Here is a 22,950-nt window from a genome sequence, read left to right as displayed (position 1 = left end):
CTAGTACAGCATGAACAGGGTCTCTCCCATGGTGTACATCATGACGCGCAGAGCCACGGCGCACACCAAACCGGCGATGGCGACCACCGCACCCCAAACTTTCCACGCGCCCTGCTTCTTGCCCGCAAGCGCGCCGATAAGCGCGACCACCAGCGCAATGGCCGCAATCACAAGCGCCGTCATCGAGTCGCCCGTGAACAGGGACACGTTGGCCGGGTTGGCCATGGCCACATTCGGGTGCGTCGGGTCGAAGTAGTACTGGAAGGACTGGAAGGTGGCGCTCGAGGCCTCCATGGCGAACATGTAGGCCACCGAAAGCACGGCGTTTACCGCTGCGCCGATGACCGCGAGAAGCCCGATACCCTCGATTTCAATGCCACGCGCGGCACCGATGAAGGCCACGGTGGCCGGGCCCATGACGCAGGCCGCGCCCAGAAGCGACAGCAGCTGCAGCACCGTGTCCCAGGCGGGCAGCGACGGCATCATGTAGCTGTGGCCCATGGCCACGATGAGCACGAGCACCACCACGATGCCCACCACGGCCAGCCACTGGGGCACCGTATCATCCTCGGAGCGGCGCAGCATCAGGAAGAACAGCACCATGACCACCGCCAGAAGCACAATGGCGACGAGCTCCTGGGTGATGCCCGAGGTGATGTGCCCGAACCCGTTGAACAGGTTGAACGGGTGGGTCAGATGGAACACGACGGCGATGCCGCCCACCACGAGCACCACAGCCGAGCAGATGAGCGCCGGCAGCTGCACCGCACCGCCGCGCTTCTGCAGCGCGAGGATGCACTGGGTGCCGAAGATGCCCGCGGCCCAGGCCAGAAAGCTCGTGAAGATGACGAGCGGGATTTGAATTTCCATGGGCTACTCGACCCCCTGCCACTTGATGTTGCGCATGATGTAGAACATGCTCGGTCCGTTGCCCACATCGGTGAGCTTGTACACCTGGTCCTCGGTGAAGTCGTTTACGAAGTCGCCCAGACGCTCGCCGCGCGGGCCCTCGAAGGACTCGATGCCCTGCTCGGCGTCGCCGTACCAGCGGGCCATGCCGCAGCACTGGCTCACGCACTGGGGCAGCTCACCTTGGGCGGTACGCTGCTGGCAGAGGGTGCACTTCTCCACGACGCCCTCCTCCTCGTTGAGGTAGCGCACGCCGTAGGGGCAGCTCATGACGCAGAACTGGCAGCCGATGCACTTCGACTTGTCAATCTGGATGGTGCCGTCGGGCAGCTTGTGCGACGCCTCGGTGGGGCACACTTCCACGCACTGGGGGTTCTCGCAGTGCTGGCACTGCACGTTCAAAAAGTAGGTCTCAACGTCCGGATACTGGCCGGAACCGCCCTCCTTGGGGGTGGGACCCACGCGCAGGGTCTTGTTCCAGAAGTTGCCGATGGGCACGCCGTTGACCACTTTGCAGGACACGCTGCAGGCAAGGCATCCCACGCACCGGTCGAGGTCGGTGCAAATAGCAAGCTGTGTCATTTCTCCCACTCCTTTCTCTTACGCGTCGAACTTGTCGGGGTGAATGCCCTCGGCGCCAATGGCCCACAGCTTCAGGCGCGGATCGGACGAGTCGTGGATGATCTCGGTGCCGTCGTTGCCGCAGGGCACGGGGTTGCCGAAGGGGCTGTTCTCGGGCGTGGCCTTGTACACCTTCACCGGATAGCCGCGCACCGTGGACGAGCCGTTGTACTTGTCCTGGGCCGTGCGGTCGACGATGCAGTTGATGCAGGACAGTTTGAAGCCCTTGTCGGCCTGGGCCAGCTCCGGATACCACCACTGATGCTCGCAGTTGATGGTGCCGGGCGCGATGCCGTAGTAGAGGTCCACGGTCTGGCGCACCTTGCCCCAGGGGCTTTCGATCCAGGCCCAGTCGCCCTGCTCCAGGCCGAGCTCGGCGGCCGTCTCAGGGTTGATCTCCATGCGGGGCACCGGCCACAGCTCGCGGCACCAGGGCAGCTGGCGATGCTCGCTGTGGAAGTACACGGGGATGCGGCGGCCGGTAATGCAGAGAATCGGGTACTCCTCGTAGGTCTCGGCGTCGCGCACCCGGGAGTGGATGCCCTCCACATAGTAGGGCAGCGCCTCGGTGTGGAAGCCCGGCGTCACCTCGGGGCCGTCGGAGCCCTCGGGGAAGTGGGACTCGATGGTGGTGGCCCACAACTCGTGCTTCATGGTCGGCGTGGGGAAGCCGGGAATGTTGATGTCCAGCTTCGTCGGCTGCTGATGAGGCGCCTTGCGGTAGGCCTGGCCGATCTCGTAGCGGCGGTAGGAGCCCCAGTCGTCCGGGAACACTTCCTTCATGTTCCAGGTGCCGTGCTCCTGGTAGGCGGCCACGAAGTCGTCCCAGGAGTCATAGGGAGCGCAGCCGCCGCCGTGCTCGGCGTCGAGGCACTCGTACTCCAGGGCGAGCAGGTCCACAGACTTGCCGGTCTCGGCCGACTTCTTCTCCCAGTAGGGATCCTCCGGATCGGTGGAGAAGGGCACGCCGAAGTAGGGGCCGAGCTCCAGGAAGTACAAAGGATCGCTCTTGCACTCTCCCGGAGGGTCGACGGCGCGCACGCACAGGCTGAAGGAGCCGCCGGAGCCCTGGGCGATGCGCTGGGCGTTCATCTCGGTCCAGTGGCACACCGGCAAAAGGATGTCGGCCGCGCCCGAGGTGGGCGAATGCCACAGGTTCGCCTCGAAGAGGAAGTCCAGCATGAGCAGGGCCTCCCAGTTGTAGCTGGCGTTAGCCATGTTCATATGGTCGCCGGAGCCGATCATGCCCGCGTGAATCTCGTAGGGGGCGTTCGCATCGCGGTGCATGTACTCCATGACCGAGTTGCAGTCGGCCCACACGGCGTACCAGTACAGCATGGGGAACTTCTCGTAGCCGGCGATGCGGTTGTACAGCCCGAAGAACGGCGCGCGCACGAAGGAGGCGGGGTTCGAGCCGCCGTCGGCGCCAGGGTACATGGACGTGGGGCCCGACTGGGTGGTCCAGCCGTTGGTGGCGCCGCGCTGGCCGCCGGGGGTGTCGATGGCGCCCACCATGGCGCAGGCGGCCATGATGGCGCGACAGTTCTGCGTGGACATGCCGTGATGCTCGATGGCCAGGCCGTAGTTGATGCCGCCGTTGGGGATGCGCGGATCGTCGCGGGTGGCCCACTCCAGGCAGGCGTCGGTCAGCAGCTGCGCGTCCACCTCGGTGATCTCGCTCACCTTCTCGGGGGTGAAGCCCTCCAGGTACTCGGCCCAAATATCCCACACAGGGCGTCCCTTATGGGTGGTGCCGTCCTTCAGCTTCACATCGAATTCGCCGTACATGGCCGGGTCGATGAGCGGGTTGAACTCGGAGAGGTCGTACACCTTGCCGGGCTTCTTCGACTCGTCGTCGCGCAGACGGGAGAGATCCTGGTCGAAGTAGCTCGTGGACTTCTGCCAATTCTCGCCCTCCCAGTGGGCCTCGCCCACCTCCGGGTGCGCCTGCCAGTAGGTCCAGCGGTTGTTCAGCTGATCGAAGACGAGGTAGCGCTGCGGGTCGCCGTCGCCTTCGATCTCCCAGTCCACCATGGTCGGGTCGATGTCGGCCTCGGTGAGCAGGCGGGTCTGGTAGGCGTAGGGGTAGCCGCCGTTCTGCACGTGCTCCTCGTAGCCGGTCGGGTCCATGTCCGGCACCACGATGAACGGCGAGTTCGACCAACGTTTCAGGAACTGCCAGTCGCACAGGTCGTTCTTCAGGATGAGGTGGCACCAGCCGAGCGCCAGCGCGTTGTCGGTGCCGGGGCGCAGCGGCAGCCAGTACTTGGCGGTACGTCCCAGGTTCGTCTGGCGCGGGTCCACCGAGATGAAGGCGTCGGCGCAACGGGCGACGTCCACCACGGTGCGGGCGGCGTCGTCGTAGTTCGACTGCGACTGCTCGGTGGCCCACTGCACGAACTTCGTGGAGTGGTTGATCAGCTCGGACCACGACCAGGCCTGCACGTTGTCGATACGGCTGGCGAAGTGGCGCGGGCCCTTGCACACCTGGTAGGCGGCCACGATGTTCGGCGTGCCGAACAGAAGCAGCGCCATGCCGGCGTCGGACTGCATGCACCACTGACGGCCCGTGCCGCACCAGGTGAAGGTGGACTCGTTGCCGTACTTCTCGGTGATCTCCAGAATGTTGTCGGCGATGGTCTGGTAGGCCTCGTCCCAGGAAATGCGCACCCAGCCGGGATCGTCGTCGCCCTTGGGGTTCGTGCGCTTCATGGGGTACTTGATGCGGTCGGGGTGGTAGGCCGCCTGAATGGACGCCTGGCCCTTGGAGCAGTGGTTGCCCATGGTGAGGAAGCAGTCCTCGTCGCCCTCGGTGCGAATGACCTTGCCGTCCTGCACGTACACCCACACGCCGCACTCCACCTTGCCGCAGCCGCGGCAGCAGGAGCGGATGCGCGTGACCGCCGATTCGGTGGCGGCGGCGTTCTCGTTCTCGGCGAGAGCAGCGGTGGGGCTGGCGGCGCCGGCAACGGCAGCCACGGCGGCAGACACGGCGGCGGTCTTGACGAAAGACCGGCGCGTCATGTTCAGCTTGCCCATTTCATCCTCCTTCTCTTCTTTCGGGTTCTCTCTTTAGAAAGCTTGGAAGTCCCCCTGGGGCGCGGCCAGCGGGCGCCTTGCAAGCTTTTCTGACGTACACGTTACGCGCTTGGGGTGGCATAAGGAATTTCCGAAGATGCCGGGTTGACGGGCTGGCAATGCCCATTCGGCATTGCTTATGCGGCAGCGGCATAAGCGGCGAACAAGTACTGCCTTCTGGGAAAAGTCGGAGATGCGAACGGGCAGGGCGCCGGAGGGGTGGCGTCCTGCCCGTTCAAGGGAGGGGAAAGACGCCCGGATCGTGAGGTTGGGGAAGAGGGGAAGCGCGATCCGGGCCGGGGTAAGCTTAGTGAATGCGAGAATCGAGCTCAACGACGGTGCCGTCGGTGTATTCGATGCCCCAGATGGAATAATCGAGGCTGAACACCGGCTCGGCGAGAACTTCGCTGGCACCCTCGGGAGCCTCGGTGGTCGCGTCAGCTGCGGCGTCGTCCGCCAAGTCGGAGGGCTGAGCGATACCAAGCTCTTCGATGTCTTCAGTAACAACAGCCGCCTCGTCGGCCTCAAACGAACCTTCGCCTTCGGCCGCCGTTTCAGCGGGAACGGCCGCTTCATCTTCGGCCGCCTCATTCTGGGCGGCCAGGGCGGCGCGGTAGCAGGCCTGCTCCTCTTCGAAGGCGACCTCTTGAGCGGCAATGCTCGCCCGGGAGGGGATGCGGATGCGGGCCACGTTCTCGTCGAAGACGCCCTCGGCGGCAAGCGTGCGCACCTTGTCGCAGAGAGCCGGCGCTTCAGACGGAATGCGGTTTTCGTCGTCCACCTTCAGGCGCAGCACGGCATGGGGGGCGAAGTCGAAGTCGGCCCACTGGTAGGTCACGTTGCCGGCGCCCAGGGGATGCAGCACCGTGTTGTAGTTGTGCATGGCTGTGGACATATTGCGCGTGGCGTTGACAAGCCAGGGCATGAACGAAGCGCGCCACAGCTGTTCAGCAGCAGGGTCGGACGCATCCCAAAAGGGCTTCATGAGGCGGACGTTCAGACGCATGAGGTTGCCCTCGGCACGTTCGCCTTCGTCCAGCTCGGACACGACGGACTGGGCCAGGTACATGTAGCTGCGCTTGATCTCGACAGCAGCGGTATCCGAGTACTCCTCGGGCCGAAGCCTCACCTGAAGCACGAGCGACGGTTTGGGCAGCATGGCATCCTCCTTCATCCTGCAAATGCGTCCCGAGCGCAACCGCGAAGGCCAGCCCGAGACGGAGCGTTTCGAGGCCCAGTATCGGGGCGCGCTGCGGCGCCGTCAACGGGAAATCTGACAGCATGTCGAATCGGAATAAGCTCATGGCGCGCAAGCATCATCCAAGCCAAATCGTCATGAGAACATGCCTCTGAACAGGCTTGACGCATAAATTTATGCCTCGTTAAGATCGTGGCACCGCACAACTCGCACCGAGGAGGCCCCATGACTGACCGCACCGAAACCGATGAGATACTCGACGGCTACCTGACCGCCGACTTCGACCCCTTGCAGGCCTTCGCCTTCGACGACGACACCGACGCCGACGATGAGGCCCCCTCGGTTCTCGCCGAGGGCCCCTTCAATATGCCGAACCCCGAAGCCGCCCCTCAGTTCCAGCGCGACCTGGTCGCCTTCGACAACGGCGAGACCGCCGAGGAGCGCATCGACGCACTGTTCGCCCAGATGCCCACCTTCCACAAAATGCTCTTCACCATCATGGGCACGTGCGCATCCCCCCTCCCCACGGCCGACCTTGAGGAGGTCATCGCCGAGATGAAGCGCCACCACCACTCGGTCTACGAGCCGCTGACCTTGTGCAACTTGCTCGAACGCGCCGGGGCCATCGCTCAGACCGACGAGAACGGCACCCCGCTGGCCGAGGTGGAGCAGGAGCCCTTGCGCGTGGAAGTGGAAGGCGTCGAGTACTGGCGCGTCGCCCCGGCGCCGGAGGTGTTCTGGAGCCTGACCGAGGCAGGGGCCGCCAAGCTGGACAGCTATCGCCCGATGGAGATGATCGCCGCCCTGTACGAGACAGAGCCGCAGTACGGCGCCATCTTCACCACCTGCCTTGAGCTGTGCGCTCGCGACGGAGGCGCCAGCCTACGTGAGATCGGGGACGTGGTGGACGACGAACCGGTGCTGCAGAACCCCAAGCGCTACGCCATGTACTTCATCGACAAACTCGAGCATGCGGGCGCCGTGGAATGGACGGGCCAGTGGTCCACCACCGAGCACGGCCGCGCGTATCTGCACGCCGACAACGAGAACTAGGGAGGCAACCATGACTATCGCGACCCGCAAAGATGACGCTGCCGAGACCATCGTCGAGACTGCCGAAACCACCGAGAATGACGCCCTCGGCACCGATACCAACGACGAGGGCGTCATGACCGCCGAAGATCTGGCCGCGCTCTGCGAAAGCCGCAGCGAGACCTACAGCTTTCTCGCCCGCCTGTTCCGCGAAGAGGTTGACGAGGCGCTGCTCGCCCAGCTGAACGACACCGATTACCCCGTCTCTTCGGGCAACGGACTCATGGACGAGGGCTATTACCAGATCGCCAAGTACCTCTCCAACGCCTGGGTCGACCCCCTCATGAAGCTGTCGGTGGACTATACCCGCGCGTTTCTGGGCTCGGGCATCGACACCTATTCGGCGGCCTATCCCTTCGAATCCGTCTACACTTCGGAAAAGCGCCTGCTCATGAGCGATGCCCGCGACGAGGTGCTCGCCATTTACCGCTCCTGCGGCCTGGAAAAGTCCGAGTCCTGGACCGTCGGCGAGGATCACGTGGCCGTGGAGCTGGAGTTCATGGGCGTTCTGGCTCACCGGGCGGCGAAGGCCCTGCGCGCCGGCGACGAAGAGCGCGCCTTCTCACTCATCAACACCCAGCGCAACTTCATGGACGACCACCTCGCCAGCTGGGTGCCGGTGTTCCTTAGCGATACCCGTCGGTTCGCCGACACGACCTTTTACCAGGGCGTTGCCAATGTGACCGAGGGCTTTTTGGAAGAGGACGCCGCCCTGCTCGCCGATCTGGTAGCAGCCTAAGCCTGAAGGGAGGACGCGACCATGGACCTGTCGCCCTACGCCTCTGCAGCCGAAGTGCACTCCGTCGAGGGGCGCGTCGGATGCGGCAAGACCCAACGGCTTGTGGAGGCCGTCCTGGATCTTTTGGCCCAAGGCGTGCCGCCGCGAGAAATCATCCTGTTCGCCGCCACCCCCGCTGCGGCCTGCGCCCTCGAGCGGCGCCTTAAGGCGGTCGTGCCCCTTGAGGACCTGCCCTTGGTGACGACACTGCCGCTGTACGCGCTCGACGTGCTGTCCTCTCCGCAAGCCGAAGCCCGCACGGGTCGGCGGGGCCGCATCCTCATGGGCTTCGAGGAGCGCCTTCTTCTGGAAGATGTGAAAACCTCCGGGGTTGCACCGCGGCGCCTCAGCGAAATGCTGAAGTTCTTCTACCGCAGCTGGGCCGACCTGGAGCCCATGAGCGGCGATTGGTTCTACGACGAGCAGGAAGAGCGCGTCTTTCGCCTGCTCGTCGGCTCCTTGCGCCATCGAGAGTCCTACCTCGCCTGCGAGCTTCCCCGCGCGGCCTTCGATTACGGCCAGCGCTTCGCCCATGACCTGGAGGCCTTCCGCCGCGATTACGTTCTCGTCGACGACTACCAAATGGCCAGCCGCGCGTCCCAATGCCTCGCGGGTCTTCTTGCGCGCACTGCGCTCCTTGTCGCAAGCGAGCCGTGCGCCCGCACGCACGGCTCGGAAGATTACCCGCATTTCTCGGGCATCGAAGAGCTCGTTGCCGCCAACCCCAACGCCGTTCGCGAAACCCTGGCCTACAGCCATCTCAGCCGCGTGGTAACCGACGCGGTCAACCTCCTGGCTGCCGACGAAGCCCTCGATGCGCGACCGGTGCCCTGCGCCTGCACCGACCAGGGAAGCTGCGAGGCGGTGGCTTTCGAGCGCCCCAAGAGCGAACTGACAGGCGTCGTTTCGCTGGTGAGCCACCACCTCTCTTACGGGGCGCGACCCCAAGACATTGCCGTGGCGGCCGCCACCAGGCAATGGGCCGCGCGCATCGCCCAAGCGCTTCAGGCGGAGGGCATCGCCGCAAGCCCGCTGTCCCGCCCCTCGCTCGGCGGCGATATGCGCCATGCCGATACCTGCCGGGCCGCTCGCGCTTTTACGCTTTTGCGCCTTGCCGCCGATCCAGAAGACCCGCTCGCCCTGCGCAGCTGGTGCGGCTTTGGCGACTATTTGGCCCAAAGCGCCCTGGCGAACGCCGTCGCTTCGGGCGATGCCGCCTTAAGCCTCCGCGCAGGCGTCGCCTTCGCCGATGCTCCTGAAAGCGCCCTGCTGCGCCAGCAGGCTGCAAGCGCCACCACCGCCTTGGCCGAAGCGGCCGAAATCGTCGACTGCCTTTCGGGCCTCAGGGGAAGCGCGCTGATCGATGCGGCTATCGTTGCCGTCGGCGCGGACGACGATCAGGGAGCAGCGCTGCTCCGCGCCGCCGCGAAAGATGCGGGCGAGCAGGCCACAGCGCCAGCCCTGTGCGACGCCGTTCAAGACCGAGTGCTCTCTCCCGGCTTCGTCGGCGACGGCGTGCGCGTGGGACTGCCGGAGGATTTTGCGGGGCAGACCGCCTGTGTCGTAATCATGGCGGGGCTCGTGAACGGCCTCGTTCTTCCGCGCCGCTATTTCGATCCCGCCCAGATGGAGCGCGACAAGCGCCCGGCCATGCTGGCTGCCGAAATGGCCAAGACCTATGCTTGCGCCGGCAAGGCCGCATCAACGCTCCTATTCACGTACTTTACCGAGGCCCCGTTGGCGGAGGCCGAATCGTTGCAACTGAAGATCCATCGGGTACGGCTGCGGGAAGGCGAGCGCGTGTGCGAGGTGCACCCCAGCGAAACCATCCGCGCCATTACGGGGGTGTCCTATCATGACTAACTATCGCCACGGACAGATGATCAACCTCATCGATGAGATGAATTCACCGCTGCTTGCGGTCGAGCCCCAGCGCTGCGTGCTCGTGCGCCACCGCAACGGGGAATGCCTGCGCTGCGCCGCCGTGTGCACCACGGGTGCCATCTCCTTGGGCGAAGAGGGCATTGTCGTCTCCCCTGAGAAGTGCATCGGTTGCGGAACCTGCGCCTCGGCCTGCCCCACCGGCTGCCTTACCGCCGCCAACCCCACCGACGAGGAACTGTTCGGCGCCGTAGAAGCCGCTCTTGCCGAGAATGAGGGCCGAGTGGCCATCGCCTGCGAGCGCGCCTTTGCAATGGCCAGCGGCAATCGCATGAAGCGAGACTCCTGCGATGCCACCGCGCCCTCCTTCGTCCCTGGGAAGATTGCAGGTGCCACCTCCGACGGCCGGCCCCTTGTCGGCGTCGTCTGTCTGGGTCGCGTGGACGAGTCGCTGCTCGTGGAAGCCACCGCCCGCGGCGCCCGTTCCATCCAGCTCATCAGCGGCCCCTGTGAGAGTTGCCCTCATCGCTGCGGCGGCGCCCTCAGCGATGAGATCATCGTCTCCGCCGAAACCCTCCTCGCTGCCCTGGGAACCCCCTCCCCCATCGACCGCATCCGCCTCCAGCACGCCTCCGACACTCGAGAGATCCTTCGACTCCGGCCTACGGCCTCCGCTCAGGATGACACTAATGCCGTGAACGCCGCCACCGTGGCAGATGCCAGCGAGGACTGTTTGAGCGAATCAGGGTACCCCGTGGCCCCGCCCACAGGAGAGTCGCAACAAGACAGTCGCGAGCCCCAGTTCGCCCATGTGCAGGCTGACGGTACCCTCCCCCACTTCGTGCCCGAGCGTCGCCTGCGCCTCTTCAACAGTCTGAAAGCCCTCGGCACCCCCGCGGCCCCCACCGTGACCACGCGCCTCTGGGGCCAGGTCACCATCGACACGGAACTCTGCCGCTCCTGCCGCATGTGCACCGTGTTCTGCCCCACCGGCGCCCTGACCCGATTCGACGCCGCCAACGACGCCTTCGGCGTGGAGCATCGCAGCGCTTTGTGCATGCAGTGCCGCCTCTGCGAGACCATCTGCCCGGAGCAAGCCATCACCGTAGCCGAGGAAGTCTCCGCCGACGAGTTCCTAAGCGGCAAGAAGTTCCGCTTCACCATGCAGCCCATCGGCTGGAACCCCGGTGCCGAGGACTCCATCGCCAGCCGCATGGCCCGCTTCATCAAGGTGGACAACCTGCAGGAACCCCAGGCCAAGGTGAAGTCCTTCGACACCGCCGCCCGCCGCGAATACGCCCAAGCCCGCGAGGCCCGCCGCCGCGAAATCCGCGAGCAACACAGCTCGTGAGGAATGTCACTCTACTTCCCCGAATTTTTTCTAGCCACAAAATGACCCTTCTTACGTAACAACCGTCAATTCGTGACTATCTTGTTAACGAATTTCGATTATTCGAGATATATCTAGCCCCAAAGTGACGTTCTTTCCGTAAGAACCGTCAATTTGGGGCTACTCAATACTCAGAAGGGCATTTCTTTGCTGATCAGCTGCTGCGAATAAGCTTATTCCATTTGGAATGGGGCAGGAGATGCCGTGCCCTTTCGGCCCATTAGGGTGTATGGTGTCAATAACGCGAAAAGCAGAAGGGGTTTGAAGGGGGCTTTCCATGGAGCTGAGCTTGTTGCGCGAGTTCATCGTGCTGTCTCAGACACTGAACTACACCAAAGCGGCAGAGATATTGCACCTCACACAGCCGACGCTTTCCAAGCATATCGTCGCCATGGAAAAGGAGCTCGGCTGCTCGCTTTTAGAGCGCGACCGACGCCGGGTCGAGCTCACCGAATCAGGCAACGTGTTCGCTGCTGCCGCCCTGCAAATGGTGGACACCTATGACGACGCCAAGCAGCGCATCCACGACATTCAAACCCACACACCGCTCAAGGTGAACGGAGTCATGTCCGATAGCGCCATCGCCTCCATCACCTCCATTGCCGCAACGTTTCTCGACGCCGAGGGCGAGGCTCCTGCCAGCTACAACAGCCTGAACGATACGAACTACCTGGAGCAATTGGTGGAAGGCGATGCCGACATCTTGCTGGCCTATGCCGAACTCGACAAGCTCGATAATTTGGGACTTGCCTACATTCCGCTCATTCGTTCGCCCTTCGTTGCCATGGTCTCTATGGACAGCCCCCTGGCCTCTATGAAGTCGGTGACCATGGACGATCTGCGCAGCTACCGCTTCGTGAAATTCGCCGACGGCTATTCCTTGTCGGGCTGGACCAACATCGAACGCGTCTGCCAAGAGCACGGCTACACGCCCCGCACCCGGGCGGTACTCGGGCGCACCTACATGAACTACTGCGCTATTCCGCTGGGTGTGGAAGACGTCATGATCCTGCAGGCATCCATGCCCCAGCTGCGCTACCTGTCGGATTTCTCCCGCGTGACGGTGCTTCCCGTGACCGACGACGATGCGGCCTTCCGGCTGTACGCCATCTACAAGAAGGACAACTACGAACGCGTGCGGCCGGCCCTGGACGCTTACACCCGCGCCCGCAAGATCATCCTCAACCATGGCAAAGGAGGCACCCTGGTCGACAGCGAGTAGCCGCGCGCAAGGGAAAGCTGCGCTCAATGGCCAAATTCCGAATGCCAGCTGCAAGTTCGAAGAGCTTGAAGCGACGTTTTGGTCAATTATCGGTCGTTAGCTGCAAACCGAAAAGGCGGCTTGCTTTGTACCAATATTCGTCGACGCACTGACCTGGGAATACTTTCCGAGCAGCCAGCCTGATTTCGTCGCTATAGCCTTCATGGTCAAAAACAGGTACCTAGCTGCCAGCTGGCAGCTACTTTTTGGCCATTTGGCGCCCCGCAGGAACAGCAAACACAAAAAAGGGGCGGCCCGAAGGTCGCCCCAATAGAAAACTCCCGAGTTCGTCCAAGGAAGTCAGTGATGCTTCGCAAGAACAGGCGAAACCAATTTACTCCTCGCCGTCTTCCATGGCCTGGTTGGAAGCTGCCTCGTCCTCGGCGCTGGTGAAGCCGAAGCCGAGGGAGCCCAAGCCGCCCATGTTGCCGAGCAGCGCGTCAAGCTCCTCCAGGTTGCGCTGGTAGGAGCGCGGAGGCAGGGCCTCGCCGAGCATCTCCTCGCCGTCGGTGTTGAACGTCGGGGGCTCGTCGCCGCCGATGAGGATGGTGTCGTCGGGCGAGAACACCATGTCCAAGAGCTGGCTCATGTCGTCGGAAGAAGCCGCCAGATCGTCCTCGATGACGTGCATGAGGTCGCGGGCCGCCAAGCCCTCCTTCAGCTCCTCGATGGCCTTCACGCCGATGCCCTCGATGCGCAGCAGATCCTCCTCGGTATGACCCAGAAGGTCGGCCACGGTCTCGATGCCCGCCTCGGAGAACTTGTTCGCCCAACGCTGGGACACGCCCAGATCGTCGTAGATGTACAGGCGCGCGTCCTCGTCGGACAGGTTGTGGCCGCGATGACCCGAAAGGGCGCTGTAGTAGCCGCCGAACGAGCCCGAAGAATTGAAGTAGCCGTCGCTGTCGAGCGACCAATCCTGGGGCTGGGGCAGCAATTCCTCGATCTCGCGCAGCGCATCCGGCGCGAAGTCGGGCAGCGCATCTCCCGTGACCTTCTCCACCGGGCGACCCTTGTAGGTGAGACCCACGTCGCGGTAGCGACGCAGACCCGTGCCGGCGGGAATGGGCTTGCCGATGATGACGTTCTCCTTCAGGCTGGCCAAGTGATCGGTCTTGCCCTCGATGGCGGCGTCGGTGAGCACCTTGGTGGTCTCCTGGAACGACGCGGCGGACAGCCACGAATCCGTTGCCAGCGACGCCTTGGTGATGCCGAGCAGCAGCGGCTGGCCCACCGGCGGCTCCTTGCCCTCGGCGATGAGCTCGTTGGCCACCTTCTCGAACTCGAAGCGGTTCACCTGACGGCCCGGCAGGAAGTCGGAGTCGCCGGCATCGAGCACGGCCACCTTGCGCAGCATCTGGCGCGCGATGACCTCGATGTGCTTGTCGTTGATATCCACGCCCTGGGACACGTACACGTCCTGGACCTGGCCCACGATGTAGCGCAGCGTCGTGTTCGGATCGGTGAGGCGCAACAGGTCGTGGGGGTTCACGGAGCCCTTGGTCAGCTGCTGGCCCACGCGCACCTCGCACCCGTCGAACACGCCCGGCAGAAGCTGGGCACGGGCGCTCACCACGTACTCGCGGTAGTTGCCCTCCTGGTCGTGGATGGTGATGGTCTTCGACATCTTGTCGCCGGTGACCTGCATGGTGCCGGAGATTTCCGCGAGCACCGCCTGACCCTTGGGCTTGCGGGCCTCGAACAGCTCCTGAACACGGGGCAGACCGTGGGTGATGTCCTCGCCGGCAACGCCGCCGGTGTGGAACGTACGCATCGTCAGCTGGGTGCCGGGCTCGCCGATGGACTGGGCGGCGATGATGCCCACCGCCGTGCCGATGTTCACCGGACGGGCCGTGGCCAGATCCCACCCGTAGCACTTCTGGCAGACGCCGTGCTCGGCATGGCAGGTCATGATCGTACGGATCGTGACCTCCTCGATGCCGGCCGCATCAAGCTCGCGCAGCTGGGCCATGGAATGCAGGTAGGTGCCGGCCTCGGCGAGGATCTCGCCGGTCTCGGGAGAGACGGCATCCTCCAGAAGGCAGCGACCGATGAGGTTCTCGTCCACCTCGTTCTTCTCGTTGCGCACGCGGTAGGGCACGCCCTCGGTGGTACCGCAGTCGATCTCGCGGATGATGACGTCCTGGGCCACGTCCACCAGACGGCGGGTCAGGTAACCCGAGTCAGCGGTACGCAGCGCCGTGTCGGCCAGACCCTTGCGGGCGCCGTGGGTGGAAATGAAGTACTCCAGAACGGACAGGCCCTCGCGGAAGTTCGCCTTAATCGGACGGTCGATGATCTCGCCCTTCGGGTCGGACATCAGGCCGCGCATACCGGCGAGCTGGCGAATCTGCTTGATGTTGCCTCGGGCACCGGAGAAGGCCATCATGTAGATGGGGTTGAACTTGTCGAAGTTCTCCGCCATGGCCTCGCCGACTTCCTCGTTGGCATCGTTCCAGATGTCGACGACCTGCTTGTGGCGCTCCTCGTTGGACATGAGGCCCATCTCGTAGTCCTCGTCGATGGCGGCGACGCGCTCATCGGCCTGGGCGAGAATCGCCGGCTTGGACGGCGGGATGGTGGCGTCGTACACCGACACGGTAACACCGGCGCGGGTGGCGTAGTGGAAACCGGCGTCCTTCAGACCGTCGAGAATCGGCGGCACCTCGGACAGGTCGTAGGTGTTGGTGACGTCCTCGACCAGGCGGCTGATCTCCTTCTTGTTCATCTCGTAGTTCAGGAAGGGATAGTCCGGCGGCAGCACATCGTTGAAGATGATGCGGCCGACGCTCGTCTCGATGCGCTCGCCCTCCTTGTGATCCTCGAACACGCCGAAGGCGGTGGCCACCTTCGTGTTGTAGGGCAGACGCACCTGGATCTTGGCCTGCAGGTCCAGATCGGCGCGGGCGTCGTAGGCGTTCAGGGCGTCATCGAAATCGATGAACATGCGACCCTCGCCGGGGAAGCCGTCGCGCATGGCCGTGAGGTAGTACAGGCCGATGATCATGTCCTGGGTCGGCACGGTCAGCGGATGGCCGTGGGCCGGGGACTTGATGTTGTTGGAGGACAGCATCAGCACGCGGGCCTCGGCCTGAGCCTCGGCGCCCAGCGGCACGTGCACAGCCATCTGGTCGCCGTCGAAGTCGGCGTTGAAGGCGGTGCAGACGAGCGGATGCAGCTTGATGGCCTTGCCCTCGACGAGCACCGGCTCGAAGGCCTGAATGCCCAGACGGTGCAGGGTTGGTGCGCGGTTCAGCAGCACCGGATGGTCGACGATGACCTCTTCCAGCACGTCCCACACGTAGCTGGCACCGCGATCGACGGCGCGCTTGGCGGCCTTGATGTTGGCGGCGTACTCAAGCTCGACCAGGCGCTTCATGACGAAGGGCTTGAACAGCTCCAGCGCCATCTGCTGAGGCAGGCCGCACTGGTGCAGCTTCAGCGACGGGCCGACGACGATAACGGAGCGGCCGGAGTAGTCGACGCGCTTGCCGAGCAGGTTCTGGCGGAAGCGGCCCTGCTTGCCCTTCAGCATATCGGAGATGGACTTCAGCGGACGGTTGCCGGGGCCGGTCACGGGGCGACCGCGACGGCCGTTGTCGAACAGCGAGTCCACGGCCTCCTGCAGCATGCGCTTCTCGTTGTTGATGATGATCTCGGGGGCACCGAGGTCGAGCAGGCGCTTCAGGCGGTTGTTGCGGTTGATGACGCGACGGTACAGATCGTTCAGATCCGACGTGGCGAAGCGGCCGCCGTCGAGCTGCACCATGGGGCGCAGATCGGGCGGAATGACCGGGATGACGTCCAGGATCATGTCGGAAGGCTTGTTGTCCGACTTGAGGAACGCATCCACCACCTTCAGGCGCTTCACGGCCTTGGCGCGCTTCTGGCCCTTGCCCGTGGCGATGACCTCGCGCAGCTCTTCAGAGGTCGCCTCCAGATCCATGGCGTCCAGAAGGTCGCGCACCGACTCGGCACCCATGCCGCCGGTGAAGTAGTCGCGGTAGTTCGCGCGCATCTCGCGGTAGAGGGCCTCGTCGCCGATGAGCTGCTTCGGCTCGATCTTCAGGAAGGCGTCGAACGCGTCCTGGCGCAGGGCCTTGCGCTCGTTGAACTCCTCGTAGATATCGGCGATCTCCTCTTCCACCTCTTCGGGGGTGAGGCGCTCGTCGTCATCGAGGTCGTCGACGAAGTCGTCCTCCTCGGGCACGTAGTCGGTGGACAGCTTGCGGGTGGCCTCGATGAGGCGGTCGCGCTCGGCGTCCAGCTCTTCCATGTCGGCGGCAAGCTCGTCGCGCAAGTCGTCGATGTCCTCCTCGCGGGCCTCCTTGTCCACCGAGGTGATGATGGAGCTGGCGAAGTACAGAACCTTCTCAAGCTCCTTCGGCGGAATGTCCAAAAGGTAGCCCAGACGCGACGGGGAGCCCTTGAAATACCAGATGTGGCTCACGGGCGCGGCCAGCTCGATGTGGCCCATGCGCTCGCGGCGCACCTTGGAGCGGGTGACCTCCACGCCGCAGCGCTCGCAGACGATGCCCTTGAAGCGAACGCGCTTGTACTTGCCGCAGGCGCACTCCCAGTCCTTGGTGGGACCGAAGATCTTCTCGCAGTACAGGCCGTCCTTCTCGGGCTTCAAGGTACGGTAGTTGATGGTCTCGGGCTTCTTCACCTCGCCGCGAGACCAGCTGCGCACGTCCTCGGCGGAAGCGAGCGAAATGCGCAGGGCGTCGAAGTTGTTGACGTCGAATTCCGTCATGGGGTTAGGCCTCCTCTCCGCCACCGATGAGGTCGGTGTTCAGGTCGGACTCAAGACCGCTCATCAGGTCGCCCAGCTCGGCAGCCAGGGCATCGATGGCGTTGGCCTCTTCGTCTTCGGTCTTCTTGGCATCAGCGGCGAGCGCGGCGTAAAGCGCCTGGTCGGCACTGTAGTCCTCGATCTCGTCCTCGCTGATGGGTTGCATATCGTGGCCCTCGAGCTCGACGTTCAAGCACAGGGACTTCATTTCCTTCACGAGCACCTTGAAGGACTCGGGCACCTCCGGCGCCGGGATGTTCTCGCCCTTCACGATGGCCTCGTAGCTCTTCACGCGGCCCGACGTGTCGTCGGACTTCACCGTGAGGATCTCCTGCAGCACGTTGGAGGCGCCGTAGGCGTACAGCGCCCACACCTCCATCTCGCCGAAGCGCTGGCCGCCGAACTGGGCCTTGCCGCCGAGGGGCTGCTGGGTGATGAGGCTGTAGGGGCCGGTCGAGCGGGCGTGAATCTTGTCGTCCACCATGTGGCCGAGCTTCAGGATGTAGGTCTGGCCGACGGTGATGGGCTCGCGGAACTTCTCGCCGGTGCGGCCGTCGTACAGCCACGTCTTGCCGGTGCGCGTCAGCTGGGGCACCAGCTCGTCGCGGGCCATGTCGCCGTACTTCGCATGGTTCATGTTGATGAGGTTGCGGTTGGCCTTCTCGATGGCATCCGAGATCTCTTCCTCGGTGGCGCCGTCGAAGACAGGCGTGGCCACGTACATCGGGCCCTCCACGACCTCGTCGGTTTCCTCGGCGTCCGACCAGCCCCACTTGGCGGCCCAGCCGAGGTGGTTCTCGAGCAGCTGGCCGACGTTCATACGGGACGGAACGCCCAAGGGGTTCAGGATGACGTCGATCGGGGTGCCGTCGGCGAGGTAGGGCATGTCCTCAACCGGCAGCACGCGGGAGATAACGCCCTTGTTGCCATGGCGGCCAGACAGCTTGTCGCCCTGCTGCACCTTGCGCTTCTGAGCGACGTAGATGCGCACGAGCTCGTTCACGCCGGGGGCCAGATCATCGCCGGCCTCGCGGGAGGAGCGGTAGATGCCGATGACGCGGCCGCCGGAGCCGTGGGGCACCTTCAGCGACGTATCGCGCACCTCGCGGGCCTTCTCGCCGAAGATGGCGCGCAGCAGGCGCTCCTCGGCGGTGAGCTCGGTCTCGCCCTTCGGGGTGACCTTGCCCACCAGCACGTCTCCCGGGAACACCTCGGCGCCCACGCGGATGATGCCGTCGGCATCCAAATCGGAAATCATGTCCTCGGAGATGTTGGGGATCTCGCGGGTGATCTCCTCGGGGCCCAGCTTCGTATCGCGGGCGTCCACCTCGTACTCGGAGATGTGGATGGAGGTCAGCAGGTCCTCGGCCACGACGCGCTCGGACACGATGATAGCGTCCTCGTAGTTGTAGCCTTCCCACGGCATGTAGGCGATCATGAGGTTCTGGCCGAGCGCCAGCTCGCCGCCGTCGCAGGAGGGGCCGTCGGCCAGCACGTCGCCGGCCTGAACCTCGTCGCCCTTGCGGACGATGGGACGGTGGTTGATGCAGCCGGACTGGTTGGAGCGCTGGAACTTCGGAATGAGGTACTCGTCGTACTCGCCGTCGTCGTTCAGGATGATGATGGTCTGTCCGTCCACATAGTCGACCACGCCGGGGCGCTGGGCCACGAGAATCTCGCCGGAGTCCACCGCGATGCGGTGCTCGATGCCGGTGCCCACGAGCGGGGCGCTCGGACGCAGCAGCGGCACAGCCTGGCGCTGCATGTTCGAGCCCATGAGGGCGCGGTTGGCGTCGTCGTGCTCGAGGAACGGAATGAGCGAGGTGGCCACGGAGGTCATCTGGCGCGGCGACACGTCCATGTAGTTGACCATCTCCGGCGGCACGTCCATGGCCTCGCCGAACACGCCGTTGGTGTCGGTGGTACGGGCGAGCACGCGGGCGGACTTGTGGAAGACGCCGTCCTCGTCGGTGTAGCCGAACTCGCGGGTTTCCAGATCGAACAAGTCGTTGGCCTGGGCGATGGTAAAGTTCTCTTCCTCATCGGCGGTCAGGTAGTCGATCTCGTCGGTCACCTTGCCGTCGATCACGCGGCGGTAGGGCGTCTCGATGAAGCCGTAGGGGTTGATGCGGCCATAGGTGGCCAGAGAGCCGATAAGGCCGATGTTCGGGCCTTCAGGCGTCTCGATGGGGCACATGCGGCCGTAGTGGGAGGTGTGGACGTCGCGCACCTCGAAGCCGGCGCGCTCGCGGGACAGACCGCCCGGGCCCAGAGCCGACAGACGACGCTTGTGCGTAATGCCGGCGGCGGGGTTGGACTGGTCCATGAACTGCGAGAGCTGGGAGCTTCCGAAGAACTCCTTGATGGCAGCCACGATGGGACGGATGTTCACGAGCGACTGAGGCGTGATCTCGTCGGGCTCCTGCATGGACATGCGCTCGCGCACCACGCGCTCCATACGCGACAATCCGATGCGGAACTGGTTCTGAATCAGCTCGCCCACGCTGCGGATGCGGCGGTTGCCAAAGTGGTCGATGTCGTCGGTGACGAAGCCCTCGTCGCCGTTGTGCAGACCGATGATGTAGCGCATCGTGCGGATGATGTCCTCATTGGTCAGCGTGGAGGAGTCGTTCTCCTCGGGGGTGAAGCCGAGCTTCTTGTCCATCTTGTAGCGACCGACCTTGGCCAAGTCGTAGCGCTGCGGGTTGAAGAACAGGCCATCGAGCAGCGTGCGGGCGGAATCGATCGTCGGCGGCTCGCCGGGACGGAAGCGCTTGTACAGCTCGATGAGCGACTCTTCCTTGGTGGTGGCGGGGTCGCGATCGAGCGTGCGCAGCACCATCTCGGAGGAGCCCAGAAGCTCGATGATCTCCTCGCGGGTCTCGGCCAGGCCGAGGGCGCGCACGAGCAGGGTGGCCGGCTGCTTGCGCTTGCGGTCGATGCGCACGGAGAGCAGGTCGCGCTTATCGGTTTCAAACTCGAGCCAAGCGCCACGGGAAGGGATGACCTTCGCGTTGTAGATGGTCTTGTCGGAGGTCTTGTCGCGCTCGGAGGCGAAGTACACGCCCGGGGAGCGCACGAGCTGGGAGACGACCACGCGCTCGGTGCCGTTGATGATGAAGGTGCCGCGCGGCGTCATGAGCGGGAAGTCGCCCATGAACACCTCCTGCTCCTTGATCTCGCCGGTCTCACGGTTGATGAAGCGGATCTCAACAAAGAGCGGCGCCTGATAGGTGACGTCCTTCTCCTTGCATTCGTCCACCGTGTACTTGGGCTCGCCGAACTCGTGCTTACCGAATTCCACGCACATGTCGCCGGTGTTGTTCTCAATCGGGCACACATCGGCGAAAGCCTGGGCCAAGCCCTCGTTCTTGAACCAGTCGAAGCTTTCCGTCTGGATAGCGATCAGGTTCGGGACGTCCATGACGTCGGGAATCTTCGCGAAGCTTCGGCGATCCCTGTAAAGGCTGGTGGGAGCGGATTTCTTATCCATTGCCACGAGGCTGTTCCTCCTTCACGTCCATCGCAAATCTGCAAAAAAGTTGCAATTCGCTAAAATACTACGGCGTGAAGACCAAGTCAAGAAAAATTTTTACAAGCCATGGAAATTTTCTGGAAAATAGGGCTGGAACAGGGCTTTGTTGCAGAAAGAAAAGCCGGGAAGCGAACCTCCCGGCTTGATACATTACAGATGCTGAACGAGAAGTGCAGGCAGCTTGCTAGTTCCCCGCCGCCCGGGCGGCCTCGTAGGCTTCCATGAGCTTCTTCGTCACGTCGGCTGGCGCTTGCTCGTAGCCTTCCAGCGTGAGCGTGTAGGAGCCCGACCCGCGAGTCATGCTCCGCAGATCCTTCGTGTAGTTGATGACCTCGGCGTAGGGCGCGCGCATCTTGATGACGGTCTCGCCGGCCGCAAAGCCCGCATCGGTACCCACGATGCGGCCGCGGCGCGTGGAGATGTCGCCCATGATGGTGCCGGCGTACTCCTCGCCCACGGTCACTTCCATGGTAGCCCAGGGCTCCAGAATGATGGGGCCGGCATTCTGGCAGCAGGCGCGGAAGCCGATACGGGCCGCGGTCTTGAAAGCCATCTCGTTGGAGTCGACGGAATGGTACGAGCCGTCGAACACCGTGCACTTGATGTCCACCATGGGATATCCCGCCAGGAAGCCCTCTTCCATGGCCTCGCGCACGCCCTTGTCGACGGCCGGGATGAGGCCGTTCGGAATGGCGCCGCCCTTGATCTCGTCCACGAACTCGTAGCCCTCGCCGGGGATGGGGGCCAAACGCAGCCAGCAGTCGCCGAACTGGCCGGCACCGCCGGTCTGCTTCTTGTGGCGGCCCTGGGCCTCGGCCTGCTTGGTGATGGTCTCGCGGTAGGGAATGCGCACGGGCACGAGCTTCGCCTCCACGCCGGACTGCTCCTTCAAGCGCCCGATCAGCATGTCCACCTGGGTCTCGCCCATGGCATGGATGATGGTCTGGTGCGTGTCCTCGTCGCGCGTGATGCGGATGGTGGGGTCGGCCTCGGCGGCGCGGGCCAGGAAGGTGCCGAGCTTGTCCTCCTCCTTCTTCGACACGGCCTCGATGGCCACGGGGTACAAGGGCTCGGGCAGAGGCAGAGGCTCGATGGCGATGGTGCCCTCGCAGGAGAGCGTGTCGCCCGCACGCACATCGGAGAGCTTCGGCACGACCACGATGTCGCCGGCCTTGGCGCTCTTCACGTCGACGGCCTCTTTGCCCATCATGACCTGGATCTTGCCGAGGCGCTCCTTCTTGCCGGTGCGCCCGCAGACAAGCTCCAGGCCCGGCTCCAGGTAGCCGGAGATGACCTTCAGGAAGGTAAGGCGCCCGACGAACGGGTCGGACACCGTCTTGAAAGCGAAGGCGCAGGGAGGCTTCGTCTCGTCGATGCGCACCGTCACGTCGTCGGCCATGCGGAAGCGGCCATGGCTCTTCGGGTGCGGGAAGTAGGTGCAGATGTCTTCCATAAGACCCTGAACACCCTGCATGATGATGGTGCTGCCCACGAACACCGGGATGATAAGCTCCTGAGCGATGGCCTTATCCAGCAGGCCCTCCAGCTCCTCTTGGGTGAGCTGCTCTTCGCCCTCGAGGTACTTCATCATAAGCTCGTCGTCGGCCTCGGCCACCAGATCGCACAGCTTGTCGCGGGCGTTGCGCGCCTCCTCCTGGTACTTCGCCGGCAGCGTGTCCACCGCTTCCACGCGCTCGCCGCCGTCCTCGAAATAGCGGGCCTCCATGCGGATGATGTCGATGACGCCCTCGAATTCGGGGCCCTGACCGATGGGAATGGTCACGGCGCCCAAGCGGCCGCCGAAGCGGGCATGCAGCAGCGCCATGGCGGCGTCGAAGTTGGCGTTCTCGCGATCGATGTGGTTGATGTACACCGCGCGCGACAGACGCATGTCCTCGGCCTCGCGCCACAGCTTCGTCGTCATGACCTGGGGACCATCGACGGCGTCCACCACGAACAGGGCCATTTCGGCGGCCTGCATGGTGGCCAGCGTGTCGCCGATGAAATCGGGATGACCGGAGGTGTCCAGCACGTTGATCTTGTAGTCCTTGTAAGGGATGGGGGCGATGGAGGTTGAAATAGTGAACTTGCGCTTGATCTCCTCGGGGTCGTAATCGAGGTACGACTTGCCGTCGTGCGTCGTGCCCATGCGCGGCGTCTTGCCGGAAACGAAGAGCATGGCCTCGGCCAGCGAGGTCTTGCCGGCGCCATCCTGTCCCACAAGGACGATGTTTCTGACGTGTTCGGGAGCCGGAGCTGCCATGAGCGACCACCTGCCTTCCTGATAGAGGGCGCCCGCACCCCTTGCGCGGGTCTAACCCGGGCGCGCCGCTCATCGGCCGCGCGCCTTCTCGCCAAACGCTACGCTGAATTCCCGTTGCCGCGAATGCCCACGACGGGGCTGCGCCAACT

At 64.1% G+C, this 22,950-nt stretch carries 12 protein-coding genes; 5 read left to right on the top strand and 7 right to left on the bottom strand.

Translation table 11 applies throughout. The features are described from left to right. The 4 genes from AEQU_RS01115 to AEQU_RS01100 all read right to left on the bottom strand — a co-directional run bounded on the left by AEQU_RS01115 (position 1) and on the right by AEQU_RS01100 (position 5,767). Positions 1–870, bottom strand: a complete 870-nt coding sequence (locus tag AEQU_RS01115; RefSeq protein WP_022738672.1) for a dimethyl sulfoxide reductase anchor subunit family protein — start codon at positions 868–870, stop codon at positions 1–3. Positions 871–873: 3 nt separating this feature from the next. Further along, a complete protein-coding gene (locus AEQU_RS01110) occupies positions 874–1,491 on the bottom strand; it encodes a 4Fe-4S dicluster domain-containing protein (RefSeq protein ID WP_022738668.1) in 618 nt (205 codons plus the stop codon). 18 nt (positions 1,492–1,509) lie between these two features. Continuing rightward, on the bottom strand, positions 1,510–4,569 hold the full coding sequence (locus AEQU_RS01105) for a molybdopterin-containing oxidoreductase family protein (protein ID WP_022738663.1): 3,060 nt from the start codon (positions 4,567–4,569) through the stop codon (positions 1,510–1,512). Between the two features lie 346 nt (positions 4,570–4,915). Then, positions 4,916–5,767, bottom strand: a complete 852-nt coding sequence (locus AEQU_RS01100) for a hypothetical protein (protein ID WP_022738659.1) — start codon at positions 5,765–5,767, stop codon at positions 4,916–4,918. Between the two features lie 264 nt (positions 5,768–6,031). Here AEQU_RS01100 and AEQU_RS01095 point away from each other — a divergent pair, with 264 nt between their 5' ends. From AEQU_RS01095 to AEQU_RS01075, 5 genes are all read left to right on the top strand, one after another. Then, positions 6,032–6,859, top strand: a complete 828-nt coding sequence (locus AEQU_RS01095; RefSeq protein ID WP_022738655.1) for a hypothetical protein — start codon at positions 6,032–6,034, stop codon at positions 6,857–6,859. 10 nt (positions 6,860–6,869) lie between these two features. Then, positions 6,870–7,637 carry a TorD/DmsD family molecular chaperone gene (locus AEQU_RS01090; RefSeq protein ID WP_022738651.1) on the top strand — a complete coding sequence of 256 codons (768 nt, stop codon included), beginning with the start codon at positions 6,870–6,872 and terminating at the stop codon, positions 7,635–7,637. A 21-nt stretch (positions 7,638–7,658) separates the two neighbouring features. Continuing rightward, a complete protein-coding gene (locus AEQU_RS01085; RefSeq protein ID WP_022738646.1) occupies positions 7,659–9,539 on the top strand; it encodes a hypothetical protein in 1,881 nt (626 codons plus the stop codon). Further along, entirely contained in the window at positions 9,532–10,908 is a 1,377-nt protein-coding gene (locus tag AEQU_RS01080; protein WP_022738642.1) for a 4Fe-4S dicluster domain-containing protein, read from the top strand. The genes AEQU_RS01085 and AEQU_RS01080 overlap by 8 nt, the downstream gene beginning before the upstream one ends. A gap of 316 nt (positions 10,909–11,224) precedes the next feature. Beyond that, complete coding sequence (locus AEQU_RS01075; RefSeq protein ID WP_022738637.1) at positions 11,225–12,169, top strand: LysR family transcriptional regulator; 945 nt, start codon at positions 11,225–11,227, stop codon at positions 12,167–12,169. 373 nt (positions 12,170–12,542) lie between these two features. On the opposite strand, the gene AEQU_RS01070 is transcribed toward AEQU_RS01075, so the two are convergent. The 3 genes from AEQU_RS01070 to AEQU_RS01060 all read right to left on the bottom strand — a co-directional run bounded on the left by AEQU_RS01070 (position 12,543) and on the right by AEQU_RS01060 (position 22,801). Then, the gene (locus AEQU_RS01070; protein WP_022738633.1) at positions 12,543–16,964 is read right to left on the bottom strand and encodes a DNA-directed RNA polymerase subunit beta'; all 4,422 of its coding nucleotides are present in this window, start codon (positions 16,962–16,964) and stop codon (positions 12,543–12,545) included. A gap of 4 nt (positions 16,965–16,968) precedes the next feature. After that, entirely contained in the window at positions 16,969–20,496 is a 3,528-nt protein-coding gene (gene rpoB, locus AEQU_RS01065; protein ID WP_114538749.1) for a DNA-directed RNA polymerase subunit beta, read from the bottom strand. Positions 20,497–20,722: 226 nt separating this feature from the next. Beyond that, positions 20,723–22,801, bottom strand: coding sequence for an elongation factor G (locus AEQU_RS01060; protein ID WP_022738623.1), 2,079 nt, complete (start codon positions 22,799–22,801; stop codon positions 20,723–20,725). Positions 22,802–22,950: the final 149 nt, after the last annotated feature.

The organism is Adlercreutzia equolifaciens DSM 19450 (genome assembly GCF_000478885.1).
Classification (GTDB): domain Bacteria; phylum Actinomycetota; class Coriobacteriia; order Coriobacteriales; family Eggerthellaceae; genus Adlercreutzia; species Adlercreutzia equolifaciens.
Note: the sequence above shows the minus strand (reverse complement) of the source record. Positions and strands in the feature narration are given on the sequence as shown.